Annotated in this window: 17 protein-coding genes and 1 pseudogene; 7 read left to right on the top strand and 11 right to left on the bottom strand. The window is 64.6% G+C overall.

All coding sequences use genetic code 11. From position 1 onward, the window contains the following. Positions 1-101 precede the first annotated feature (101 nt). A complete protein-coding gene (locus tag IPK66_06995; protein ID MBK8175005.1) occupies positions 102-1,265 on the bottom strand; it encodes a hypothetical protein in 1,164 nt (387 codons plus the stop codon). Positions 1,266-1,369: 104 nt separating this feature from the next. After that, the gene (locus tag IPK66_07000; protein MBK8175006.1) at positions 1,370-3,391 is read right to left on the bottom strand and encodes a trypsin-like serine protease; all 2,022 of its coding nucleotides are present in this window, start codon (positions 3,389-3,391) and stop codon (positions 1,370-1,372) included. Between the two features lie 472 nt (positions 3,392-3,863). On the opposite strand from IPK66_07000, the gene IPK66_07005 reads away from it, so the two are divergent. After that, positions 3,864-4,163, top strand: a complete 300-nt coding sequence (locus tag IPK66_07005; GenBank protein MBK8175007.1) for a hypothetical protein — start codon at positions 3,864-3,866, stop codon at positions 4,161-4,163. Between the two features lie 250 nt (positions 4,164-4,413). On the opposite strand, the gene rplI is transcribed toward IPK66_07005, so the two are convergent. The 4 genes from rplI to rpsF form a co-directional block, all read right to left on the bottom strand. After that, positions 4,414-5,037, bottom strand: coding sequence for a 50S ribosomal protein L9 (gene rplI / locus IPK66_07010; protein ID MBK8175008.1), 624 nt, complete (start codon positions 5,035-5,037; stop codon positions 4,414-4,416). A gap of 18 nt (positions 5,038-5,055) precedes the next feature. Further along, positions 5,056-5,991, bottom strand: a complete 936-nt coding sequence (locus tag IPK66_07015; protein ID MBK8175009.1) for a DUF2232 domain-containing protein — start codon at positions 5,989-5,991, stop codon at positions 5,056-5,058. A 79-nt stretch (positions 5,992-6,070) separates the two neighbouring features. Beyond that, entirely contained in the window at positions 6,071-6,301 is a 231-nt protein-coding gene (locus IPK66_07020) for a 30S ribosomal protein S18 (GenBank protein MBK8175010.1), read from the bottom strand. Between the two features lie 4 nt (positions 6,302-6,305). Next, a complete protein-coding gene (gene rpsF / locus IPK66_07025) occupies positions 6,306-6,809 on the bottom strand; it encodes a 30S ribosomal protein S6 (protein ID MBK8175011.1) in 504 nt (167 codons plus the stop codon). 306 nt (positions 6,810-7,115) lie between these two features. Here rpsF and fabG point away from each other — a divergent pair, with 306 nt between their 5' ends. From fabG to gmk, 6 genes and pseudogenes are all read left to right on the top strand, one after another. After that, positions 7,116-7,856, top strand: a complete 741-nt coding sequence (fabG, locus tag IPK66_07030; protein MBK8175012.1) for a 3-oxoacyl-[acyl-carrier-protein] reductase — start codon at positions 7,116-7,118, stop codon at positions 7,854-7,856. Positions 7,857-8,022: 166 nt separating this feature from the next. Next, complete coding sequence (locus IPK66_07035) at positions 8,023-8,259, top strand: acyl carrier protein (GenBank protein ID MBK8175013.1); 237 nt, start codon at positions 8,023-8,025, stop codon at positions 8,257-8,259. 78 nt (positions 8,260-8,337) lie between these two features. Beyond that, positions 8,338-9,600, top strand: coding sequence for a beta-ketoacyl-ACP synthase II (gene fabF, locus IPK66_07040; protein ID MBK8175014.1), 1,263 nt, complete (start codon positions 8,338-8,340; stop codon positions 9,598-9,600). A gap of 14 nt (positions 9,601-9,614) precedes the next feature. After that, positions 9,615-10,599, top strand: a pseudogene (gene mltG, locus IPK66_07045) (endolytic transglycosylase MltG). An 80-nt stretch (positions 10,600-10,679) separates the two neighbouring features. Further along, positions 10,680-11,570 (top strand): YicC family protein, encoded by an 891-nt coding sequence (locus tag IPK66_07050; protein MBK8175015.1) that lies wholly within the window; start codon positions 10,680-10,682, stop codon positions 11,568-11,570. 31 nt (positions 11,571-11,601) lie between these two features. Beyond that, positions 11,602-12,273, top strand: a complete 672-nt coding sequence (gene gmk / locus IPK66_07055; protein MBK8175016.1) for a guanylate kinase — start codon at positions 11,602-11,604, stop codon at positions 12,271-12,273. Here the strand turns inward: gmk and IPK66_07060 are convergent. The 5 genes from IPK66_07060 to IPK66_07080 form a co-directional block, all read right to left on the bottom strand. Next, entirely contained in the window at positions 12,256-13,182 is a 927-nt protein-coding gene (locus IPK66_07060) for a DMT family transporter (GenBank protein MBK8175017.1), read from the bottom strand. The genes gmk and IPK66_07060 overlap by 18 nt on opposite strands. Then, a complete protein-coding gene (gene rsmA, locus IPK66_07065) occupies positions 13,169-14,017 on the bottom strand; it encodes a 16S rRNA (adenine(1518)-N(6)/adenine(1519)-N(6))-dimethyltransferase RsmA (GenBank protein ID MBK8175018.1) in 849 nt (282 codons plus the stop codon). Before rsmA ends, IPK66_07060 begins: the two co-directional genes overlap by 14 nt. Continuing rightward, positions 14,017-14,997 carry a 4-hydroxythreonine-4-phosphate dehydrogenase PdxA gene (pdxA, locus tag IPK66_07070; protein MBK8175019.1) on the bottom strand — a complete coding sequence of 327 codons (981 nt, stop codon included), beginning with the start codon at positions 14,995-14,997 and terminating at the stop codon, positions 14,017-14,019. The genes rsmA and pdxA overlap by 1 nt, the downstream gene beginning before the upstream one ends. Before the next feature lie 47 nt (positions 14,998-15,044). Further along, complete coding sequence (locus tag IPK66_07075) at positions 15,045-16,319, bottom strand: peptidylprolyl isomerase (protein MBK8175020.1); 1,275 nt, start codon at positions 16,317-16,319, stop codon at positions 15,045-15,047. A 75-nt stretch (positions 16,320-16,394) separates the two neighbouring features. Continuing rightward, positions 16,395-18,626, bottom strand: a complete 2,232-nt coding sequence (locus tag IPK66_07080) for an LPS-assembly protein LptD (GenBank protein MBK8175021.1) — start codon at positions 18,624-18,626, stop codon at positions 16,395-16,397. Positions 18,627-18,865: the final 239 nt, after the last annotated feature.

Below are 18,865 nucleotides of genomic sequence, written 5' to 3' on the forward strand. Positions count from 1 at the left end.
CGATGATCCCAGGCCATAACGGAAGCGCGGCGGCACGTCAATCGCTTCACGCGCGGATGCCGGCACGCTGCACCCGCCGACGGGCGCCCGGCTTCTCGTACTCAGCTTCCTGGCGTGCTCGCTGTCTGGCCCCCACCTTGGGCGCCGGCGGCGAATCCGCCGAGGCATTCGTTGGGCAGGCGAATTAAGCCCCAGATCTTGTTCAGCGCCGGATCGGCGATGGCGGCGGCTTCCTGCGCCTTGCCGGCATCGGCGTTCATTTCGGCGGCTTCGCGGGTCACCTGTGCTGCTTCCGTTCCGCCTTGCTTTGTCGCCGCCTGCTGCTTGTCGCTGGCGACGATCGATGTGGCCGCCGCTTCGTTGCGCAGCCGGCGTGTCTGTGCCCGCGCCAAGGTGACGTTTTCGGCCAAGGTGGTGAGGAACGGCGCGACCGCGCCGCCGGCGGCCTTCGTCGCCTTATCAGGATCGACCTCGGCGGCGTCGAGCTGATCCTGGACCGCGAGGTCGATGGCCATCAGCGCGGCATCGAGAAGCTGGGCACGCTCGCCGTCGGTCTTTGACGGGCTGACCGAATCGGCAAGATCGGCGACGCTGGCCGCGAGCCCGCCAATCGTTTCATCGATCGCGCTCTCCCGCCGAACCACCGCCGCCTCGCGCTGGCCGGATGATCCGCTCGTTGCTATTTCACTGCGGATTTTATCGAGGTCGGCTTTGAGCCGGATGAGGTCGGACTCGTAGCTCGTACGGCGGGGCGCTGAAGCGAGCATCAGCGCGCCCTCGGTTTTCTTCTCGTCCGATCCGGTCGTTTGCAGGTCACCGCCCGCCGGTCCCGCTCCTGTGGCAACGCCCACCTTTGGCGGCTCCACGACACCAGCCACGCCGGTCTCGCCCAGTGACAGCGCGAGGACCGAGCAACTGATCGCCTTCTGGCCGCTGGCGTAGGCTTTCTGCCGGGAATCGAAGGGTAGGAGCGCGCGCAGCCCGCCGATGCCAGCCCCGGCGAGCCCCACGCCCAGCAGCGCATTGTTCGGTGCCTGGAACAGCGCGAGGCCGAGCCCAGCGACCACAAGACCATAGAGGGTCACGCCGGTGGCAAGTGCGTAAAGCCGCATCTCGGAGCGGCCATCGGCGTAGGTGGTGAACAGATCATTCGAACGCGCCACCGCAGCGTTGAACTGCTTTTGCTCCGGATCGCTGCCGGGCCTCGGCGGAAAGTATTTCGGATCAATGACGCTGCAGCCGCTCAAGACTACCGCGGTCGACATCGCTACGAATTTTCTCGTCCCAGTTCGCATCTTTCCCCCCGGATTTATTTGATGCGTTGCATTGCGAGTAGCTCGCATCGGTAAGCGACGATGAGTTGGTCCCGTCAGAGGAAGGTGGAGATCCACCTGAAGATCTCGGCGTTGATCCGTGTGCCTGAGTTGCCGTCGATGGCCGATGCCGCGAGGGTGAGCGCTCTCGCGCTGGTATGGACGGCGACGACCCGCGTCCGAGCGGGATTGTTGAATACCATCCACACCGGCGCCCCGCTTTGTCCCTCGTAGGTATCGACCGCATAGACGATCCGCTGCGGGCGGAGCCCGATGATCGTATCGCTATGGTGGTAGAGGAACTGGCTGGCGTCCTTATCTTTGGGATAGCCGGCGATGTTGACCGGCTGTCCGGTGAGCGCGGCGTCGTCGGCGCTCCACATCCCGAAGTATGCGGCGCCATCGATCGGGGCGTCGAGCTGGATGCAGCCGATGTCGTAATCCGGCTCCTGAGCGCTTTCGTAGCGTGGATGTACGGCGATGCGCTGGCTGGTGCGCACCGCGACGTGGTCCGATCCCCAGCGGGCGACAATGAGGGTAACGCCGGTCGCGCGTCCGCCGAGGCTCTCCTGGTCGAACAGGACGTGGCCAGCGGTGACGATGGTGCGTGGGCTGGCCAGCCAGCCGGTGCCCTGGAGGGAAAGGGATCTTGTCCCGGTGCAGACGAGGTGGCAGATCGCCCTCCATGGCGCCTGCGCCATCAATTGCCGCGGAACGGGCTTGCGGCCGTCCTCGCCGCCGAAGATCGCCTCCAAGGAAAGGCTGTCGTCCGCCACTGCCACGGCAGTGGCTTCCCCGGTGGATGGCGGAGCAGAGGCCGCCGCCGGCGGCGGTGTGCCGGCGGCGAAAACCTCGATGGTCCCGGTTCTGGGCGCGACGCCGGTGGCGACGGCGATGGCGACGGGGGGGCGATCGGTATAAACGATGCCGGGCAGGCGCACGGCGAGATCAAAGCCGCGGCCGTCGATGCGGCCGCGGGCGACGCCATGCTTCGTATCCATCGCTTCGATGGTCCCGCCCTTACCGTCAGCGAGCGCGACATGACCGACGCGGATCACCGTGCCGTCGCTGCGGGTCAGCGGCCGGCGGACGAGCGCGACACCGGCGATGGTTTTTGCCGCCTCCGCCGGTAGTACGTCCGCGCTGCTCGCCATCGCGTCGCGATACCACGCGCCGGAATAGGCATTGAGTTTCTCGGGCGGAGCATGGTTGTCGACGCAACCGAAAACGACGCCGGTCGTCCGGTAAAGCAGCCACGAGGCGAACTCGGCGCAGTCCCACGGTCCGGTGAAGGCAGCCGCGGTGAAGGGGACGACCGCTCCCAGCTTGTAGGCCTCGCCGAGGTGCCCGAGCGCCGCTTCGATGAGAGCGTCCGGTGTTCCGTTTCCCGCTCCTGGCGCCGCGTACGCCTCCGGCATTTGCGTGGCGACGATTGGCGCGACGTCGTCAAGACGAACGATGTGCAGCTGCTGCAGGCGCTTGAGAAGAACCATCGTGCCGCACTGCTTGTCCGCCAGATCCGCATCGAAATGGCCATCCGCAGCGTATTTGCCCTGGGTGTAATGCTGGCTGAAGCTCCACAGATAGGGCGAAGGCACCGCCGGATGGTACAGCCGGTAGCCGAGGCCGTTGAACCGCTCGAAACGGTAGCTGGTACGAGCTATTCGCCAGTCGGTGGCGCCGGTGAACTTCTCGCAGGCGAGCGCGTCGGCCGCGCTTTCCTCCCAGGTGAAGGGTCCCGTGCCGGGGGGACGGCCCGACGGCACACGCACGGTCGGTCCGGTCAAAGGATCGCCGTTGTGCAGGTGCCGGGAAAAGCTGACGTTGGATTCGCGCATGTGCAGCGCGGCTAAAAACCACCAGGGAACAGCGGTGGTTGCCGCGACGGCTTCGTAGCGCGGCCGATTTTTCGCCACCTTGCCGACGATTCCGTCGATCTCCGCGAGTTTGTCGTCGCGAATGCGGCACTGTTCCCATAAACGCGTGTAGTCGGCAACAACCTGATCGAATGGAACGCCTCTGGCGATTTCGGGCGCGCGCTCCCATGGACTCCCGTCAGCGGAGCCTCGCCCAACCATAAGCCTCCCCCGTATGTCCCGATCCCGGCAGCCTTGCGGCATACGATCGCCGCATTCCCCTTTGGCACGGCCCTTACCATGCCGCTGGAGGTCCATTGGTACTTCAAACGGGGTGACCGTGCAACCTAATTATAGATTTTAAAAAATAAATATATTGTAATTACAATTACATAGGCATTTTTGCTCGTCCTGCGCGGCAGGCCGAATTGACCGCCTCGTCTCTCGCCTGACTTCACCAGTCCGATGGCATTTCCGGCGCACCTCCGATCCGGTGCGCAAGGGTGAGGACTGACCGCTTTTTCCTCAGACCGGCGGTAGGCTAAGGCCCCTCTTGCTTGACTACAATGTATACGTGTATTGATGAAAAATAACCAACGCGGAGATAGAAAAATAGTTGCATAACCCTTAAAACGAGCATACATTTTTTTCAGACAGCTTTAACGATTAACTCGTTATTTATGGAACTGCTGCCATGATGAAGACACCCAGTATTCTCGCATTAGTTGCAGTAGTTTTGTCGTCGGGTGCTGCTGCGGCAAAGCCGATTGAGCCCCGCACATTGACGTGGAACATCGTGAGCGACCGGGAAATGAGCCGCATCTGCCGCGACCACGGCCTCAGGCCGAATTGCGAAGGCATGGCGGCCTGGGACGGAGAGTTTCGGATGTGTGTGATCTGGACGCGCAGCCCGGGCGGGCCGTCAGACGGCGAAGGCTGGGCCGTCGTTCATCACGAGTTGCAACACTGCCAGGAAGGCCACTTTCACGACTGAGCGCAGCCTATTTCCGGCGCGCATCCCTATGCGCGTACGGAAGTGGGCTCAAAGGATCGGGCGGCGCGATCCACGCCGGCTCATCTCTGCGCACAATCCCATCATCAAACGCGGCCTATCAGAAAACGCGGCCTATCAGAAGGCGAGGGGAACGAAAAACACCGCGTGAACATCGTGCGGCGATACGCGGCCAGGAGAGGGCGATCGGTTGGGGGGATCAACACGCCGTGAACGCGCTGATCCCCCAAGACTATTCCGGCTGAGCGGCCGCTGCCGCCTGTAAGGCCTCTTCGATGCTGTCTTCGAGGGATTCCTCCGCCTCTCGCATTGCCTGCGCCTGCTGCTCGAAGGCGAGTTCTTCTTCTTCGCGCCGCTCGGCGCCGGTCCGGGTGATCGCCGCTCCCGTCCGCTGCTGCGTTTCCGCTTCGTCCGGCGTGCGGGCGACGTTGACGATGACGGTCACGATGACTTCCGGGTGCAGTCCGATGCCGACCTTGTGCAGGCCGAGGGACTTGATCGGCTGATTGAGCCTTATCTGGTTCCGCGCGACGGTGAAGCCTGCATCGGAGACTGCCTCGGCGATATCGCGCGCCGTGGCCGATCCGTAGAGCTGCCCGGATTCGCCCGCCTGTCGGATCAGGACGACGGTGATACCGTCAAGCTTGGCGGCGACCGCTTCGGCTTCCGCCCGACGCTCAAGGTTGGTTGCTTCCAGTTGCGAGCGCTGCGCTTCAAAACGTTTGCGGTTCTCCGCGGTTGCCCGCACCGCCTTTTTCGTCGGCAGCAGATAGTTGCGCGCATAGCCAGGCTTCACCCTGACGGCGTCGCCCATCTGACCGAGGTGTTCGATACGCTCCAGCAGGATGATTTCCATTTCAGGCTCCTTAAATTCCTACTCTTTCCGTTCGGGAGGGGTAGCGCTTGCCAAGCGGTGGCGAACGCCGATCCACTGATCAATGACGCCGAGCATGGCCACAAGCCCGGCGACAACGACAAAAACGACCAAAAGAACGACATAAAAACAGCCCAGCGCCAGAACCGGCATCGGTGTTCGCCGGGCGATCACATGCGCGCAGGCAAGGCCGACGAAGAAATATGGCGTCAGCAGCACCACCGCGATGTTGCGAGCGAGGAACGCCAGGTCGCCACCGGCAACCAGCGCCGTGGCCGCCGAGCCAACCAGCACCCATTCGAGCCATGACGGCACACGGATGTCTGACCAGTTCGGGCGCGGCCTCAGGTTCCAGTCGCGCGCCACGAGCAGGCTTTGTGCCAAGGCGGCGTTGATGACGAGCATCGCCAGCCAGCTCACGGCGGAGAAGCCGAGAAACAGCGGAGCGAGTTCTCTGACCAGCAGATGACGCGCGTTCTCGTCCATTGACGTCAACGTACCGTCGATCGCCGCCGACAACATCGCGCCGATCGAAGCTTCGAGCCCGACGTCGCTGCGGCTTGACCAGGCAGTCGCCAAGACGACGAAGGCAACGAGCAGGGTGAGCGAGGCGAGCACGGTGCCGATTGGCTGCCATCCGTCCGCGCTTGTCAGTCGTGGCCGGAGCGCCTGCTGGACGATCAACCACGACGGAATCACATGCATGCCGCCATAGAGCCCGGCGCCGGCATAGCCGCCGAAGATCAGCGCGACGCTCAGACCGGCCGCAGCGGCAAAGCCGAAGGCCCCCGCCCCCAGCCCGAGACCGACCATGAGCAGGGGCAGCGGTGCGAGGTACACCAGCAGAATGCCGACTGGCGCGCCGGACAGCGCTGCCAGCACCGCGGCACCACTGAGACCGCCGCTGCCGACCGCGACCAGCGCGGCATTGCCCATGTCCGTTCCTCCTCGACTCGCCAAACGCCCGCCCGGCGACCGGACCGGCGTCCGTCCGCGGGCAAAAGGCGCTGTGATGCTAACGAATCAGATACGGCAACAGCGCAAGGAAGCGCGCACGCTTGATCGCACGGGCCAGCTCACGCTGTTTGGGCGCCGAGACCGCGGTGATGCGGCTGGGTACGATTTTGCCACGCTCGGAGACGAATCGCTGCAGCAGCTTGATGTCCTTGTAATCGATCACGGGCGCGTTGGCGCCGGAAAACGGGCAGCTCTTGCGGCGGCGAAAAAACGGACGGCGCGCGTTCATCCTCTTACTCCTGGTCCTGCGACGACGTGGCCGGTTGCCACGAGCCTGCGCCGTCGGCATCGGTTCCGGCAGCCGGTCTGCGCTCGGAGCGCTCGCCACCGCGGAAGCGATCTTCGCGATGGCGGTCCTCACGGGGCGGACGGTCCCCGAAGCGGTCGTCGCGGCGCGGGCGATCGTCACGGGTCGAGCGGCTCAGCATGATGGCACTCGGGCCTTCCTGCAGTTCCTCGACGCGGATCGTCAGATGGCGGATAATGTCTTCGTTCAGGCGCATTTGCCGTTCCATCTCCAGGACCGCCGCCGGCGGCGCGTCGAGATTGAGCAGCATGTAATGACCCTTGCGATTCTTGCGGATGCGGAACGAGAGACCGCGAAGGCCCCAGTATTCGCGCTTGGCGACGGTTCCGCTTCCCTCTTCGACGATCTTGGCAAAATTGTCGGTCAGCGCCTCGACTTGCGGCGCAGAGATGTCCTGGCGCGCGATGAACACGCACTCATAATACGGCACCTTATTATTCTCCCTCTGGCTTATCTCAGCCGACACCGGTCGACATAGCCGGATGAGCCCGGCAAGGAGGCCAAGCGGCGAAAAAAGCACGATCCTTCGCGTCGCGCAAGTCTTTCGCTCGACACGGATGCATGTCACGGTCAACAGACCGCAACGCGCCCCGTGCTTGACACGGCAAATTGGTCGTGCATCGTCACTTCGTGCCGCGCGGGACGAGCTCCGATCGTGGTTTCTGAAGCCGGCGCATCGAAGCTGCGGCAATGACTCGCGGCGGGCGGGACGCATCGGCAGGAATTAAGGTAACGCATGTTCGATTTGACAGGAAAGCGCGCCTTGGTGACCGGGGGGTCCGGCGCAATCGGCGCGGCGATCGCCCGGGCGCTTGCCAGCCAGGGCGCGATTGTCGGTATTTCCGGGACACGCATCTCGGCGCTTGAGCGGATCGCGGCCGATTTGCCGGCAACGGCGAAAGTTTTGCCCGCCGATCTGGCCGCCGACGGCGCCGCCGAGGCGCTGGCGAGCGCTGCGAACGAGGCCCTGGGGCAGGTCGACATTCTCGTCAATAACGCCGGCATCACTCGGGATGGTCTCGCCCTGCGGATGTCCGACGCCGACTGGAATGCCGTTCTCGACGTTGATCTTTCAGCGCCGTTCCGGCTCACCCGCGCGCTCCTGCGCGGCATGGTCAAACGGCGGTGGGGCCGGATTATCGGCATCACCTCCGTGGTTGCAGCCATCGGCAATCCGGGTCAGACGAACTACGCCGCGGCGAAGGCGGGAATGATCGGTATGACCAAGGCGCTGGCTCACGAGGTGGCAAATCGCGGAATTACGGCCAACTGCGTGGCTCCGGGCTTTATCGAATCTGACATGACCGCGGCGCTGCCGGAGGCGCGTCGACAGGCGGTGCTGTCGGCGGTGCCCGCTGGCCGTCTCGGCGCGCCCGAAGACATTGCCGCCTGCGTCGTTTACCTTGCCGCCGAGGAGGGCGCCTACGTGACCGGCCAGACCCTGCATGTGAACGGCGGCATGGCGATGCCCTCATGAGCGACACACCGTTGTCGCGAGGGTGTCACGCGCTTCGGTCCGGCGCTGGTCAGGGCCGAGAAAGTGTGTTACGAAGCGCCGCTCTTGCCGCGGCGCAACAGACGATCGTGCCCGGGGGACAGGGCCGAAAACAATCCACAAGTCAATCAGATCGAGGGAAGAACCGATGAATGACGTCGCCGAGCGGGTCAAGAAAATCATTGTCGAGCATTTGGGTGTCGAGGAAGGTAAAGTGGTCGAGAACGCCAGTTTTATCGATGATCTCGGCGCGGACAGCCTCGATACCGTCGAACTTGTGATGGCCTTCGAGGAAGAATTCGGTATCGAGATTCCGGACGAGGCCGCGGAAAAGATTCTGAGCGTCAAGGATGCCGTCGACTACATCAAGAACGCGACCGCCTAGCGGCTTGGCCGGCCGACGAATGCTTCCGACGGATCGTCGCGGAGTGACGGGGGAGCAGTCAGAGGACGGGAGTACGCGATGAAACGTGTCGTCATCACCGGCATGGGGCTGGTGTCGCCGCTCGGTTGCGGAGTGAATGTCAATTGGGAGCGTCTGATCGCTGGCGAGTCCGGCATCCGCGCCATCCAGACGTTCGACGTCTCCGACTTGCCGGCAAGGGTGGCGGGTCAGGTTCCGCGCGGCGAGACCGCGAGCGGTGCCTTCAATGCTGACGAGTGGGTGCCGCCGAAGGACCAGCGGCGGATGGATAGTTTCATCGTCTTCGCGATGGCGGCGACCGAGCAGGCGGTGAGCGACGCCGGCTGGAAGCCGCAAAGCGAGGAAGACCGCATCCGCACGGGGGTGTTGATTGGCTCCGGGATCGGTGGATTGCCGGAAATCGCCAAGGGTGCGGCGCTGATGGAGACGGGCCAGACCCGCCGGCTCAGCCCGTTCTTCATTCCCGCAGCGCTGATCAACCTCGCGAGCGGGCACGTTTCGATCCGGTATGGCTTCAAGGGGCCCAATCACTCGGTGGTCACGGCGTGCGCGACCGGCGCGCATGCGATCGGTGACGCCGCCCGTATGATCATGTGGGACGACGCCGACGTCATGATTGCCGGTGGCGCGGAAGCGGCGATCTGCCGCCTTGGAATTGCCGGATTCGCCGCTGCCCGCGCCTTATCGACGAAATTCAACGATACGCCGCAAAGAGCGTCCCGGCCGTGGGATAAGGAGCGCGACGGTTTCGTGATGGGCGAGGGGGCCGGCGTCCTCGTCCTCGAGGAACTGGAGCATGCGAAGAAGCGCGGCGCGACGATCTATGCCGAAGTCATCGGCTACGGGATGTCCGGCGATGCCCACCACATAACGGCGCCCGCGGACGATGGCAGCGGTGCATCGCGCTGCATGGAGATGGCCTTTCGCCGCGCCGGCATCGCCCCGGACGAAATCGACTATATCAATGCGCACGGAACGTCGACCCCTCTGGGCGACGAGATCGAGCTCGGGGCGGTCAAGCGGCTGTTCGGTGACGCCGCCTATTCGGTGATGATGTCTTCGACCAAGTCGTCGATCGGTCACCTGCTGGGAGCGGCCGGCGCCGCCGAGGCGATCTTCTCGATCAAGGCGATCGAGACCGGGCAAATTCCGCCAACCCTCAACCTCGACAATCCGTCGGACGGTTGCGACATCGACCTCGTCCCGCACGTCGCTAAGGAACGTCCGGTTCGGGCCGCGCTGTCCAATTCGTTCGGCTTTGGCGGCACCAACGCGTCGCTGATCTTCCGTAAGCTGAACTGAGGGCGCGCGGCGCCATGCGCCGCGTCGCGCGCATCGTTCTTGTCGCTGCGATCGTGATGGTGGTATTCGCCGGCGGCGTGGCGTGGGTGTACAACCTCTACGACCGGCCGGGCCCCCTGATCGAGGGGTCGTCCGTCATCGTTCCAAAAGGCGCGAGCGTTTCCGATATCGCCCGACTGCTCGGCATCGCCGGCGTTGTTTCCTCACCGCTGCTGTTTGAACTCGCCGCCCGGATGGAAGGATCGACCGGCGCCCTTCGCGCTGGCGAATATCGTTTTCCCGCCGGGACGAGCATGCGTGACGTTCTCGCCATGCTGCGCGACGGTGACGTGTTCGTCCGGCGGCTGACCGTGCCGGAGGGGACGAGCAGCGAACAGGTGCTCGAACTTCTCAACGAGGCACCCGGATTGGAAGGCACGGTGGCGGCTCTGCCGGCCGAAGGTGCGTTGCTTCCCGAGACCTACAACTATACGTGGGGGGACACCCGCAATGACCTGCTACGTCGAATGTCGCAGGCCATGTCGTCTTCGCTTGAGGAACTCTGGACGCAGCGCGATGCGTCGCTGCCGCTGGATCTCGCCGCGCGAGGCGCTGATTCTCGCCTCGATCGTTGAGAAGGAGACGGGCATTGCCGATGAACGGCCCCGCGTTGCCGCCGTATTCCTGAACCGCCTGAAGGCGGGGATGCGGCTGCAGGCTGATCCGACGGTGGTTTTCGCCCTGTGGGGCGGTGGCGAGCCGCCCCGGCCGCTGACCCTCGCCGATCTGCAGGTGCGCTCGCCGTACAACACCTACCTGAATGAAGGACTGCCGCCCGGGCCCATCACCAATCCCGGCCGGGCCGCGCTGCTGGCCGTGCTTCGGCCGGCGCAGAGCGAGGACTTTTACTTCGTCGCCGACGGCACCGGCGGACATGCGTTTGCCCGTACCCTCGACGAGCATCTGCGCAACGTCGCGCGATGGCGCAAATTGAATGGTGGCGGCCAGGGAGCGGAATAGAGCCGTGGCGGGCGGGGCCATGTCCGTCCTTTTGCGGCTGAGACGGGGTAGACGGCAGGTGGGATGCAAGGATGGTTGAAATGACGATTGCTTCGATGACCGGCTTTGCCCGCTTGGAAGGAAGTACACCAACCTGCGCTTGGACGTGGGAGGTACGGAGCGTCAATGCCCGCGGACTCGACATTCGCAGTCGTCTGCCCGCCGGCTTCGAGGCATTGGAACCGGCCGTGCGGCAGCGGGTGGGAGCCGGGCTCAAGCGCTGCAATGTTTCGCTGACGCTGCAGCTCGCCTGGACCGGAGGCGATCAGGCGGTGCGGATCAACACGCAGGTTCTCGACGCCGTTCTGGCACTGGTTCCGCAGGTCGAATCCCGGCTGGCCGATCATCGGCCATCGAGCGCCGAGGGTCTGCTCGCCCTGCGCGGCGTCATCGAGGTGAGTGATCCGGTTCCGACCGGCGCGGAGCGCGCCACGCTCGAAGCGACGTTACTGGCAGGGCTGGACCAAGTATTGGCCACGCTCATCGATGTGCGTCGGGCAGAAGGCCGGCGGCTGTCCACGGTGCTCTGCGAGCACTTCGTCCGGTTGTCCGTCCTCGCCGAGCGGGCAAGTGTCCTCGCTTCGCTGCATCCGGCGGCGATCGCCGCCCGACTGAAGGAACAACTGGCGTCATTGCTCGGCCAGTCACCAGCCTTGCCGGAAGAACGCTTGGCCCAGGAAATCGCGCTTCTTGCCACAAAGGCCGATTCCCGCGAGGAACTCGATCGCCTGCGCGCGCACCACGAGGCCGCCGTGGCGCTGCTCGAACGCGGTGGCGCTGTCGGCCGTCAGCTTGATTTCCTCTGCCAGGAATTCAATCGTGAAGCGAATACGCTGTGTGCCAAGTCGGGAGACATCGAACTGACACGGGTCGGCCTCGACCTGAAGGCGACCATCGAGCAGATCCGCGAGCAGGTACAGAACATTGAGTGATCAAACGGACGACGCGTGCAAGGTCGCCCCGATGGCGATCACCCGGCGTGGACTGATGCTGGTGCTCTCCTCACCATCGGGAGCCGGAAAGTCAACAATTGCCCGGGCGCTGCTTGACCGCGATAAGGCGTTGTCGATGTCGATCTCGGCGACCACCCGGCCGCCCCGTCCGGGAGAGGTCGACGGCCGCGACTACCGCTTCGTCGATCGCGCGACGTTCACCGCGATGGTCGAGCACGATCAGCTTCTCGAATACGCCACGGTGTTCGGCAACAGCTACGGCAGTCCGCGTGGTCCGGTCGAGGAAACCCTGCGGGCCGGGCGCGACGTTCTGTTCGACGTCGACTGGCAGGGCACACAGCAGTTGCGGCAGAACGCCCGCGACGATCTGGTCAGTGTCTTTATCCTGCCGCCATCCCATGGCGAGCTCGAGCGGCGCTTGCATACGAGAGCGCAGGACAGCGACGAGGTCGTGCGCGCCCGCATGGCGAAGGCGGCGGACGAGATGAGCCACTGGGCGGAGTACGACTACATCGTGGTCAATCGGCAAATTGACGTAGCGGTTGCTGCGGTTCAGGCGATCCTTGATGCCGAGCGCCTGCGGCGCGAACGCCAGATCGGCCTTGCCGAGTTCGTCAAGATGATGAGCCGGGAAGATCTCGGGGCGTGCGTGAATTTGCCCGGTTCAGCGTCGCGCCGTTGACGAGCACCAGATGCCGAGCGCGATCGCAATGACGCCGATGACGTGGAATTGGTGGAGCTGTTCGCCGAGGAACAGCACCGCGAGAATGGCGGCGAACACCGGCATGAGATGGATGAACAGTCCGGCCTTGGCGGCGCCAACTGCGGCAACGCCGTGGTTCCAGCAGGCGAAGGCGATGACCGAGGCAAAAACGCCGACGTAGCCGATGGCGGCAAGCGTCTGCACCGTCGGCTGAAATCCTCCCAATACGGACTGCTCGAGGGCATATCCGGGCGCGAGCAGAACAATGCCGAGAACCACCGTGACGAAGAGCAAGGTCAGCGGCGGCAGGTCGTTCGGTCGGCGGCGAATCAAAACCGAATAAATTGACCATGCCGGGACAGCGAGGCACACCCACAGGTCCCCGGCGAGAAACCGCAAGCCTTCGGCGAAACGCACATCGCCCTTCAGAATCACGATGGCAACCCCGGCGAACGAGATCGCGATGCCGAGGGCTTGGCGCGCGCTGATCGTCGTGCCGTCGAGCAAAAAGGCGGTGATCGGGATGGCGACGGGGATGGTCGCGATGATGAGCACGCCGTTGATCGCGGTCGTCGTCTGCAGCCCCTGATAGACAACATATTGGAAAGCAACAATTCCGCTGAGGCAAAGCACGACGAGCAATGGCCAGTGACGTCGTAAGGTGGCGCGTCGCCGCCACGCGTCGGTGATCGTGAACGGCAGCAAGACGGCGGCCGCCACGACCCAGCGCCAGAATGTCAGCGCGAGCGGGTGAATATCGGCATGCAGCGCACGGCCGATGACAAAATTCCCCGCCCAGAAGAGCGGTGGAACGGCGAGAATGATCCAGATGGATGGCGTTGCGGCGCGTCGGGGCGGGACCGGCGCCTGCGGATCACCGCGCGGCATCGCCCTTCTCCGCCAGCAGCCGCGCCAGGGCGCAAAACTCTTCGACGCCAAGCTCCTCGGCCCGGCGGGTTGGATCGACGCCGACTGCGGCGGGGTCGAGGCCCAGAGGCTTGAGGCTGCCGCGCAGCATCTTGCGCCGTTGGCCGAAGGCGGCGGCGGTCACCCGTTCGAGTGCCGCGAAGTTGGCCGGAGCCAATGGCTCGGGGCGGGGGATCAGCGTCACGACGCTCGACGTCACCTTCGGCGGTGGAGTGAACGCCCGCTGATCGACGTTGAACTCGAAGCGCGGGCGGGTCAGCCACTGCGTGATCACTGACAGCCGGCCGTAGTCGTGGCTTCCCGGCGGCGCGGTCAGTCGATCGGCAACCTCCCTTTGAAACATCAAGGTCAGTCCGTCGAAATCGGTAATGCGGCGCAGCCAGCCGATCAATAACGGGGTCGCGACGTTGTAGGGCAGGTTGGCGCAGATGTAACGCGGCGGGGGCGCGAGCATGGCAAGGTCAAGGTCCAGCGCATCGGCTTCGACGATGACGAAGCGCTGCGGATGCAGCGCGGCGAGGTCGGCCAGGGCGGCGACGCAGCGCGGGTCTTTCTCGATGGCGAACACCGCCGCGGCATCAGTATCGAGCAGGCTGCGGGTGAGGCCACCCGGTCCCGGCCCGACCTCGATCACCGAGCGGCCGGAAAGGTTGCCCGCGGCGCGGGCGATGCGGGCGGTGAGGTTGAGATCGAGCAGAAAGTGCTGGCCAAGGGTGCGCCGCGCCGCGAGGTCGTGGCGGCGGATGACCTCGCGCAGGGGCGGCAGAGCGGGGGGCATGGCCGGGTGTGCGGGCATTACTGCGCGCCGTCACCGCGCCCGCGTGCGAGATTGGCGGCGAGGATTAATGCTGCGGTGAGGCTGGCCTCGCTGGCTTGTCCGCTGCCGGCGATATCGAAGGCGGTGCCGTGATCGGGAGAGGTGCGAACGAACGGCAGGCCGAGAGTGACGTTAACGCCGCCGTCGAAGTCGAGTGCCTTCAGCGGGATCAGGGCCTGGTCGTGATACATACACAGTGCCGCGTCGTAACCCTTGCGCGCGCGGGAACTGAACAGCGTGTCCGGCGGCAAGGGACCGGCGACGTCGAGCCCCTGGGCGCGCAAGCGGGCGATGGCGGGCGCGATAATCGTTGATTCCTCATCGCCCATGGTGCCGTCCTCTCCGGCATGTGGGTTAAGCCCGGCGACGGCGAGGCGAGGCCGGGCGATGCCGAAATCGCGGCGCAGCGCATCGAAGGTTATGTGAGCGATATCAACGATGTCGGGGGCGTGCAGGGTCTCGATCGCCTGTCGCAAGCTGACATGCACAGTGACTGGCACAACGCGCAGGACCGGGCACGCCAGCATCATCACCGGGCGAACGTCGCCACCGGCCAGCGCTGCCAGGAACTCGGTATGGCCGGGGAAGCGAAAGCCGGCGTCGTACAACGACTTCTTGTGGATTGGATTGGTAATCACCGCGGCCGCTTCGCCGGCCTGGACCATCGCCACGGCGATCTCGATCGCGGCGATCACGGCGGCGGCATTCTCGGGATCGGGCGTGCCGGGCACGGCGCGTCGCGGCAGCGGCCGATGGACGACCGGAAGCGCCGTCGCGAACCGTTCCACCGCCTCGCTCGCGGCGTCGATGACGCCGACCGGAACGCCGAGTCCCAGAGACTCCGACAGCCTTTGCAGACGGCGCGCGTCATCGATGACGAAAAAAGGCGGGATATTCGCCAGACGGCTCCGCCACGCCTTCAGCACGATCTCGCCGCCGACGCCCGCGGGCTCACCCATGGTTACCGCCAGCGGCACCGGACTCTCGCTGACGGCGAGAGGAGAGGTCACATGCGGACATCCAGCAGCGCGGAGCGACGCAGGTCACGCAGCAGACGCCGTGCCGTCGCCGAGAGCTTCTGTTCGTGCAGACGCCGCTCAACCGCCTGGCGGTCCTCGACCGCCGATTCCTGCTCCTGGCGATCGCAGAGCATCACGACGAGAAAGCCGTCCGGAGTCCGCAGCGGCGTGGTTACGTCCCCCGGCTGCATCGGCGCGATGATTTGCTGCAGCTCAGGCGGCATGGTCTGAGGTTCGATCGCTGGGATGCTGTTCGACGCTATGCCAGGGGCGGCCTTGGCCCGCGCCGCGAAATCGCTGCAGTCCTTGACGCCGAGGCCGACATTGCGCGCCGCGAGTGCTGCCGCGCTGACCTCCGCATCACTCGCCGAACGTGGCAGTGCGAGAAAGATCTGTTGCAGCGACAGGACGGTCTTACCGGCGCTGGCGCCCGCCCGTTGCCCAGCCATGGCGAGGATGAAGTAGCCACCTTGCGCGCGGATCGGATCAGAGATTTCGCCGGGCCGCAGTGTCGCCACCACCGTTTGAATCGGAGTGTCCAGTTGGTTGCGAGCCACCCAGCCGAGATCACCGCCGTTCGCCGCCGCCGGACCTTGCGAGAACGTCCGCGCCAGCGCGGCGAAATTGGCACCGCCGCGTGCTTCCGCGACGAGCCGTTGCGCCGTCTCCTCGACAGTGTCTTGATCGGCCGAATCGTCGAGCGGCAAGAAGATCTCGCTGAGGTGATACTGAACGTCGGCGCTTCCCGCGCTCAGTCGTGCCATCTCTTCGTCAACCTCCTCGGCGCTGACGTTGGCGCGGTCGCCGGCGATGCGGGAAATCGCCTTCATCCAGCCGATTTCGACTTCGAGCTGGTCGATCAGCGTCGACATGTGAACCCCGTGCGCCTGGAGATAATCGGCAAGCTGCCCGGGCTGGATGTTGACTTGCGACGCAATCTGGGTGAGCGCCCGGTCGATGTCGCTTTGCGGCACGGAGACGCCTTGCTTGCGCATTTCCTGGCGCTTCAGCGTTCCGTCGATCAGCGTGCGCAGAACTTCGGGCGCGAGCCGGCGGCGATTCTCCGGCGTGTCCGCGAGATTGGAGGTGGCGAGCACCAGGGCGATGCGCGTATCGAGGTCATGTACGGAAATGACGTCGTCGTTGACGACGGCGGCAATGCCCTGTTCGGGGGCCGTAGCGCCGAGGGCGACGCATGGCAGCGGCAAGGCGAGCAAACATCCGAGGGCGATGCCGGCTATGAGGCGAGGAAGGAGGGTCATTTGCAGGGCGGTATGCAAGCCTTTTGGGAACGACGCACGAGGCAATGATAGGCCGATCACGGTGTCGCCGGCAAATTATCCGCCGCCGGCATTAACGCCGCCACCGATATCACCCAGGGTTTTGAAGCCGACCCGGAAGAAGATTACGTTGCTGGGCTCGACGTCCTTGTCCTTGAAGTTTTGCCGGGCGATATCGGCGGAAAAAACGAAGCAGTCATCTTCGTAGACCGCACGCAAGCCGATCTCACGCTGACTTTCGGCGTCGATATCGGTGATGCCGTAGATCCGCCCGCTCCAGTAACGGGTGAGCTGCGAATCCAGCGCATACTGCGCTTCCTGGCTCCCCTCGAGATCGTTCTGCGGTTGTCCGTCGTAGCGGACGTACGTCGTCTTCAGCCGCAGGGCGTCGACGCCGAAGCGAGCGGTGAGCTCGTTTCGGCGCATGTCGAGCGAGTTGTGGTCAAGCCGGGTGCGATAGAGCAGATCGAGCCACGGCGTCGGGACCAGGTCCAGCGAGCCGACGACGTCCGAAACCTTGTCCTGAAGACCGGTGCCTGGACCGAAGGTGTGATCGTCGAAGAAGCTGTAGCTTTGTCCGACGAAGGCCGAGGCCCGTCGCCCGTCGATGTCCGTGCCCGACCAGTTCAGGCCGTAGTTGACCCGTGAGCCTTCGTCGACCAGGTCGATGCCTGGCAGGCGGTCGAAGCCGAAGAGGTTGGTGTCGCGGAGCTCGAAATCCTGGCTGTCCTCGTTGGGAATGCGGCTCGGATTGCCGAAGTTGGGAGCGAGCACGAGTTCGCCGATCGGCTCGATGACCTGCTGTATGCTGCCCTCGCGCACGAGCGGCAGCCGCCATTGTGCGCTCGCCTGCGGGAAAACGCGCCCGGAAAACCCGTTGAAGTCGTTATCCCGCTCGGACGTCGTCTGATCATTGACGTTATAGCCGTCGCCCCAGATCGCCGTCGAGACGGTCATCAGGTCGCCAATCGGGCCGACGAACGGCCGCTGCCATTGGGCGCGCGCCGACATTCGCCGGGTATCCGTGCCGGTTTCGCGGGTGAGCGCCGCGGCGTCGAGGTGCAGGTCGGTGTATCCGCCGAAGCGGTCCATATCGCCGGAGTGGTAGTAGTCAAGCCACGGCGCGACGTAGGGCACGTCGCTCTGCTCGATATCCTGGTCGAGGTCCTGGAAGGCTATGGCGTTGCCGGTGAAATAATCGTTGTTACCGATGAAGTCCTCGGCGAAGAGACGCGTCGTCAACGTGCGCTGGCTGTTGAAGTTGTAGCGGCGCAGGTAAGTCCGATCGGTCGCCCGCTGCACGTCGAGGCCGCCACGCCACGTATCATCGATGTCGTAACGCGCCTCGCCCATGACATGGCCGCGCGCGCGCTGGTCGGTATCGTAGGTGCCGCTGCCGTCGAAATCGATCGTCCCGTGCTGAAGCGCCTGACGATAGCGCATTTCCAGAACAGGGCCCTCCTGCGTCGTCAGCCAGGGAGTGATGGTCAGGTCCTGCTGGTCGGACAGAACGGCGAAATAAGGGATCTTGGCGACGAAGCCGAGATCCGACGTCTCCCCGAAGCTCGGAATCAGCAGGCCGCTCTTGCGCTTTACTGTCGGATCCGGCTGGTAGAAGTAGGGAATGTAAAAAACCGGAACGCCCGAGAAGTCGAGCCAGGAGTGGCTGAATTCGACGATCTTGTCCTCCTGGTCGTGCGTGACCTTGACCGCGCGCACCTGCCACAGCGGCGTGCGCGACGGATCCTTGGCGCACGGCAGGCACGGCGTGTAGGTGGCATCGGTCATCGTCGTAATATCGCCGTCGTGGCGCTCGCCGTGCTTGGCGGTAACCCGCGATCCATCGGCAAGAACGGCGCGCATGTCTTCGATGATGCCGTTCTTCAGATCGGCGGTAACGTCGAAGGTCTGGGCATGGATGACTTCGCCCGAGGGCTCGAAGAGCGTGGCATGGCCATCGGCGGTCACCCGATTGTTCAATTCGTCGTAGGTCATCGAATCGGCGATGAGCCGACGATTGTTCTGGACCGCCACGACGTTGCCCGTGGCATGAATGACCTTGGTGGCGCTGTCGTAGGTAAGCTCGTCGGCCTGGAATTCGACCGCCTGGTTCATCGCGAACGGCTCGATCGCCGCGGCTGGCGAGGGGGCGGCGGTCGCGAGGCCTACGGCAGTGAACAGGCCCACGGCGAGAATGCGTCTTTGTGCCGCGCCGCGCGCGACAATTGGCAGCGGCTGGCGCCGTGACAGGCGGCGCGCAATCCTTGCTTTGCGTATTCGTATGCTCATCGGCGGCCTGATCGTAGAGCGTCGGACGTCCGCTGCGAACGTCTGCGCGACGCGGGAGCCTGCGAGAAAACGCGACGCGGATCAAGGCGGAAGCGTTCGGAGCTGCCAGGTCGTCGGCTTACAATGCCCGCCTCGGGGCTTATCAGCGGTTCCCGCCGACGGCGTACACGCGTTGGCGCGACACCATCACGCCGATCAAGAGGCGAAAAGCGCGGCAGATCGCGCATCGCCGCCTGATT

The sequence above is a fragment of the Rhodospirillales bacterium genome (assembly GCA_016712595.1).
GTDB lineage: Bacteria > Pseudomonadota > Alphaproteobacteria > Rhodospirillales > Defluviicoccaceae > Defluviicoccus.

Coding starts and splice junctions, on each gene's coding strand:
- IPK66_07020 (MBK8175010.1), bottom strand. CDS start 6,301: ATGAACGCGCGCCGTCCGTTTTTTCGCCGCCGCAAGAGCTGCCCGTTT.
- IPK66_07050 (MBK8175015.1), top strand. CDS start 10,680: ATGACGATTGCTTCGATGACCGGCTTTGCCCGCTTGGAAGGAAGTACA.
- rsmA (MBK8175018.1), bottom strand. CDS start 14,017: ATGCCCGCACACCCGGCCATGCCCCCCGCTCTGCCGCCCCTGCGCGAG.
- IPK66_07075 (MBK8175020.1), bottom strand. CDS start 16,319: ATGACCCTCCTTCCTCGCCTCATAGCCGGCATCGCCCTCGGATGTTTG.
- gmk (MBK8175016.1), top strand. CDS start 11,602: ATGGCGATCACCCGGCGTGGACTGATGCTGGTGCTCTCCTCACCATCG.
- fabF (MBK8175014.1), top strand. CDS start 8,338: ATGAAACGTGTCGTCATCACCGGCATGGGGCTGGTGTCGCCGCTCGGT.
- IPK66_06995 (MBK8175005.1), bottom strand. CDS start 1,265: ATGTCGACCGCGGTAGTCTTGAGCGGCTGCAGCGTCATTGATCCGAAA.
- pdxA (MBK8175019.1), bottom strand. CDS start 14,997: ATGGGTGAGCCCGCGGGCGTCGGCGGCGAGATCGTGCTGAAGGCGTGG.
- IPK66_07000 (MBK8175006.1), bottom strand. CDS start 3,391: ATGGTTGGGCGAGGCTCCGCTGACGGGAGTCCATGGGAGCGCGCGCCC.
- fabG (MBK8175012.1), top strand. CDS start 7,116: ATGTTCGATTTGACAGGAAAGCGCGCCTTGGTGACCGGGGGGTCCGGC.
- IPK66_07060 (MBK8175017.1), bottom strand. CDS start 13,182: ATGCCGCGCGGTGATCCGCAGGCGCCGGTCCCGCCCCGACGCGCCGCA.
- IPK66_07005 (MBK8175007.1), top strand. CDS start 3,864: ATGATGAAGACACCCAGTATTCTCGCATTAGTTGCAGTAGTTTTGTCG.
- rplI (MBK8175008.1), bottom strand. CDS start 5,037: ATGGAAATCATCCTGCTGGAGCGTATCGAACACCTCGGTCAGATGGGC.
- IPK66_07015 (MBK8175009.1), bottom strand. CDS start 5,991: ATGGGCAATGCCGCGCTGGTCGCGGTCGGCAGCGGCGGTCTCAGTGGT.
- IPK66_07080 (MBK8175021.1), bottom strand. CDS start 18,626: ATGAGCATACGAATACGCAAAGCAAGGATTGCGCGCCGCCTGTCACGG.
- IPK66_07035 (MBK8175013.1), top strand. CDS start 8,023: ATGAATGACGTCGCCGAGCGGGTCAAGAAAATCATTGTCGAGCATTTG.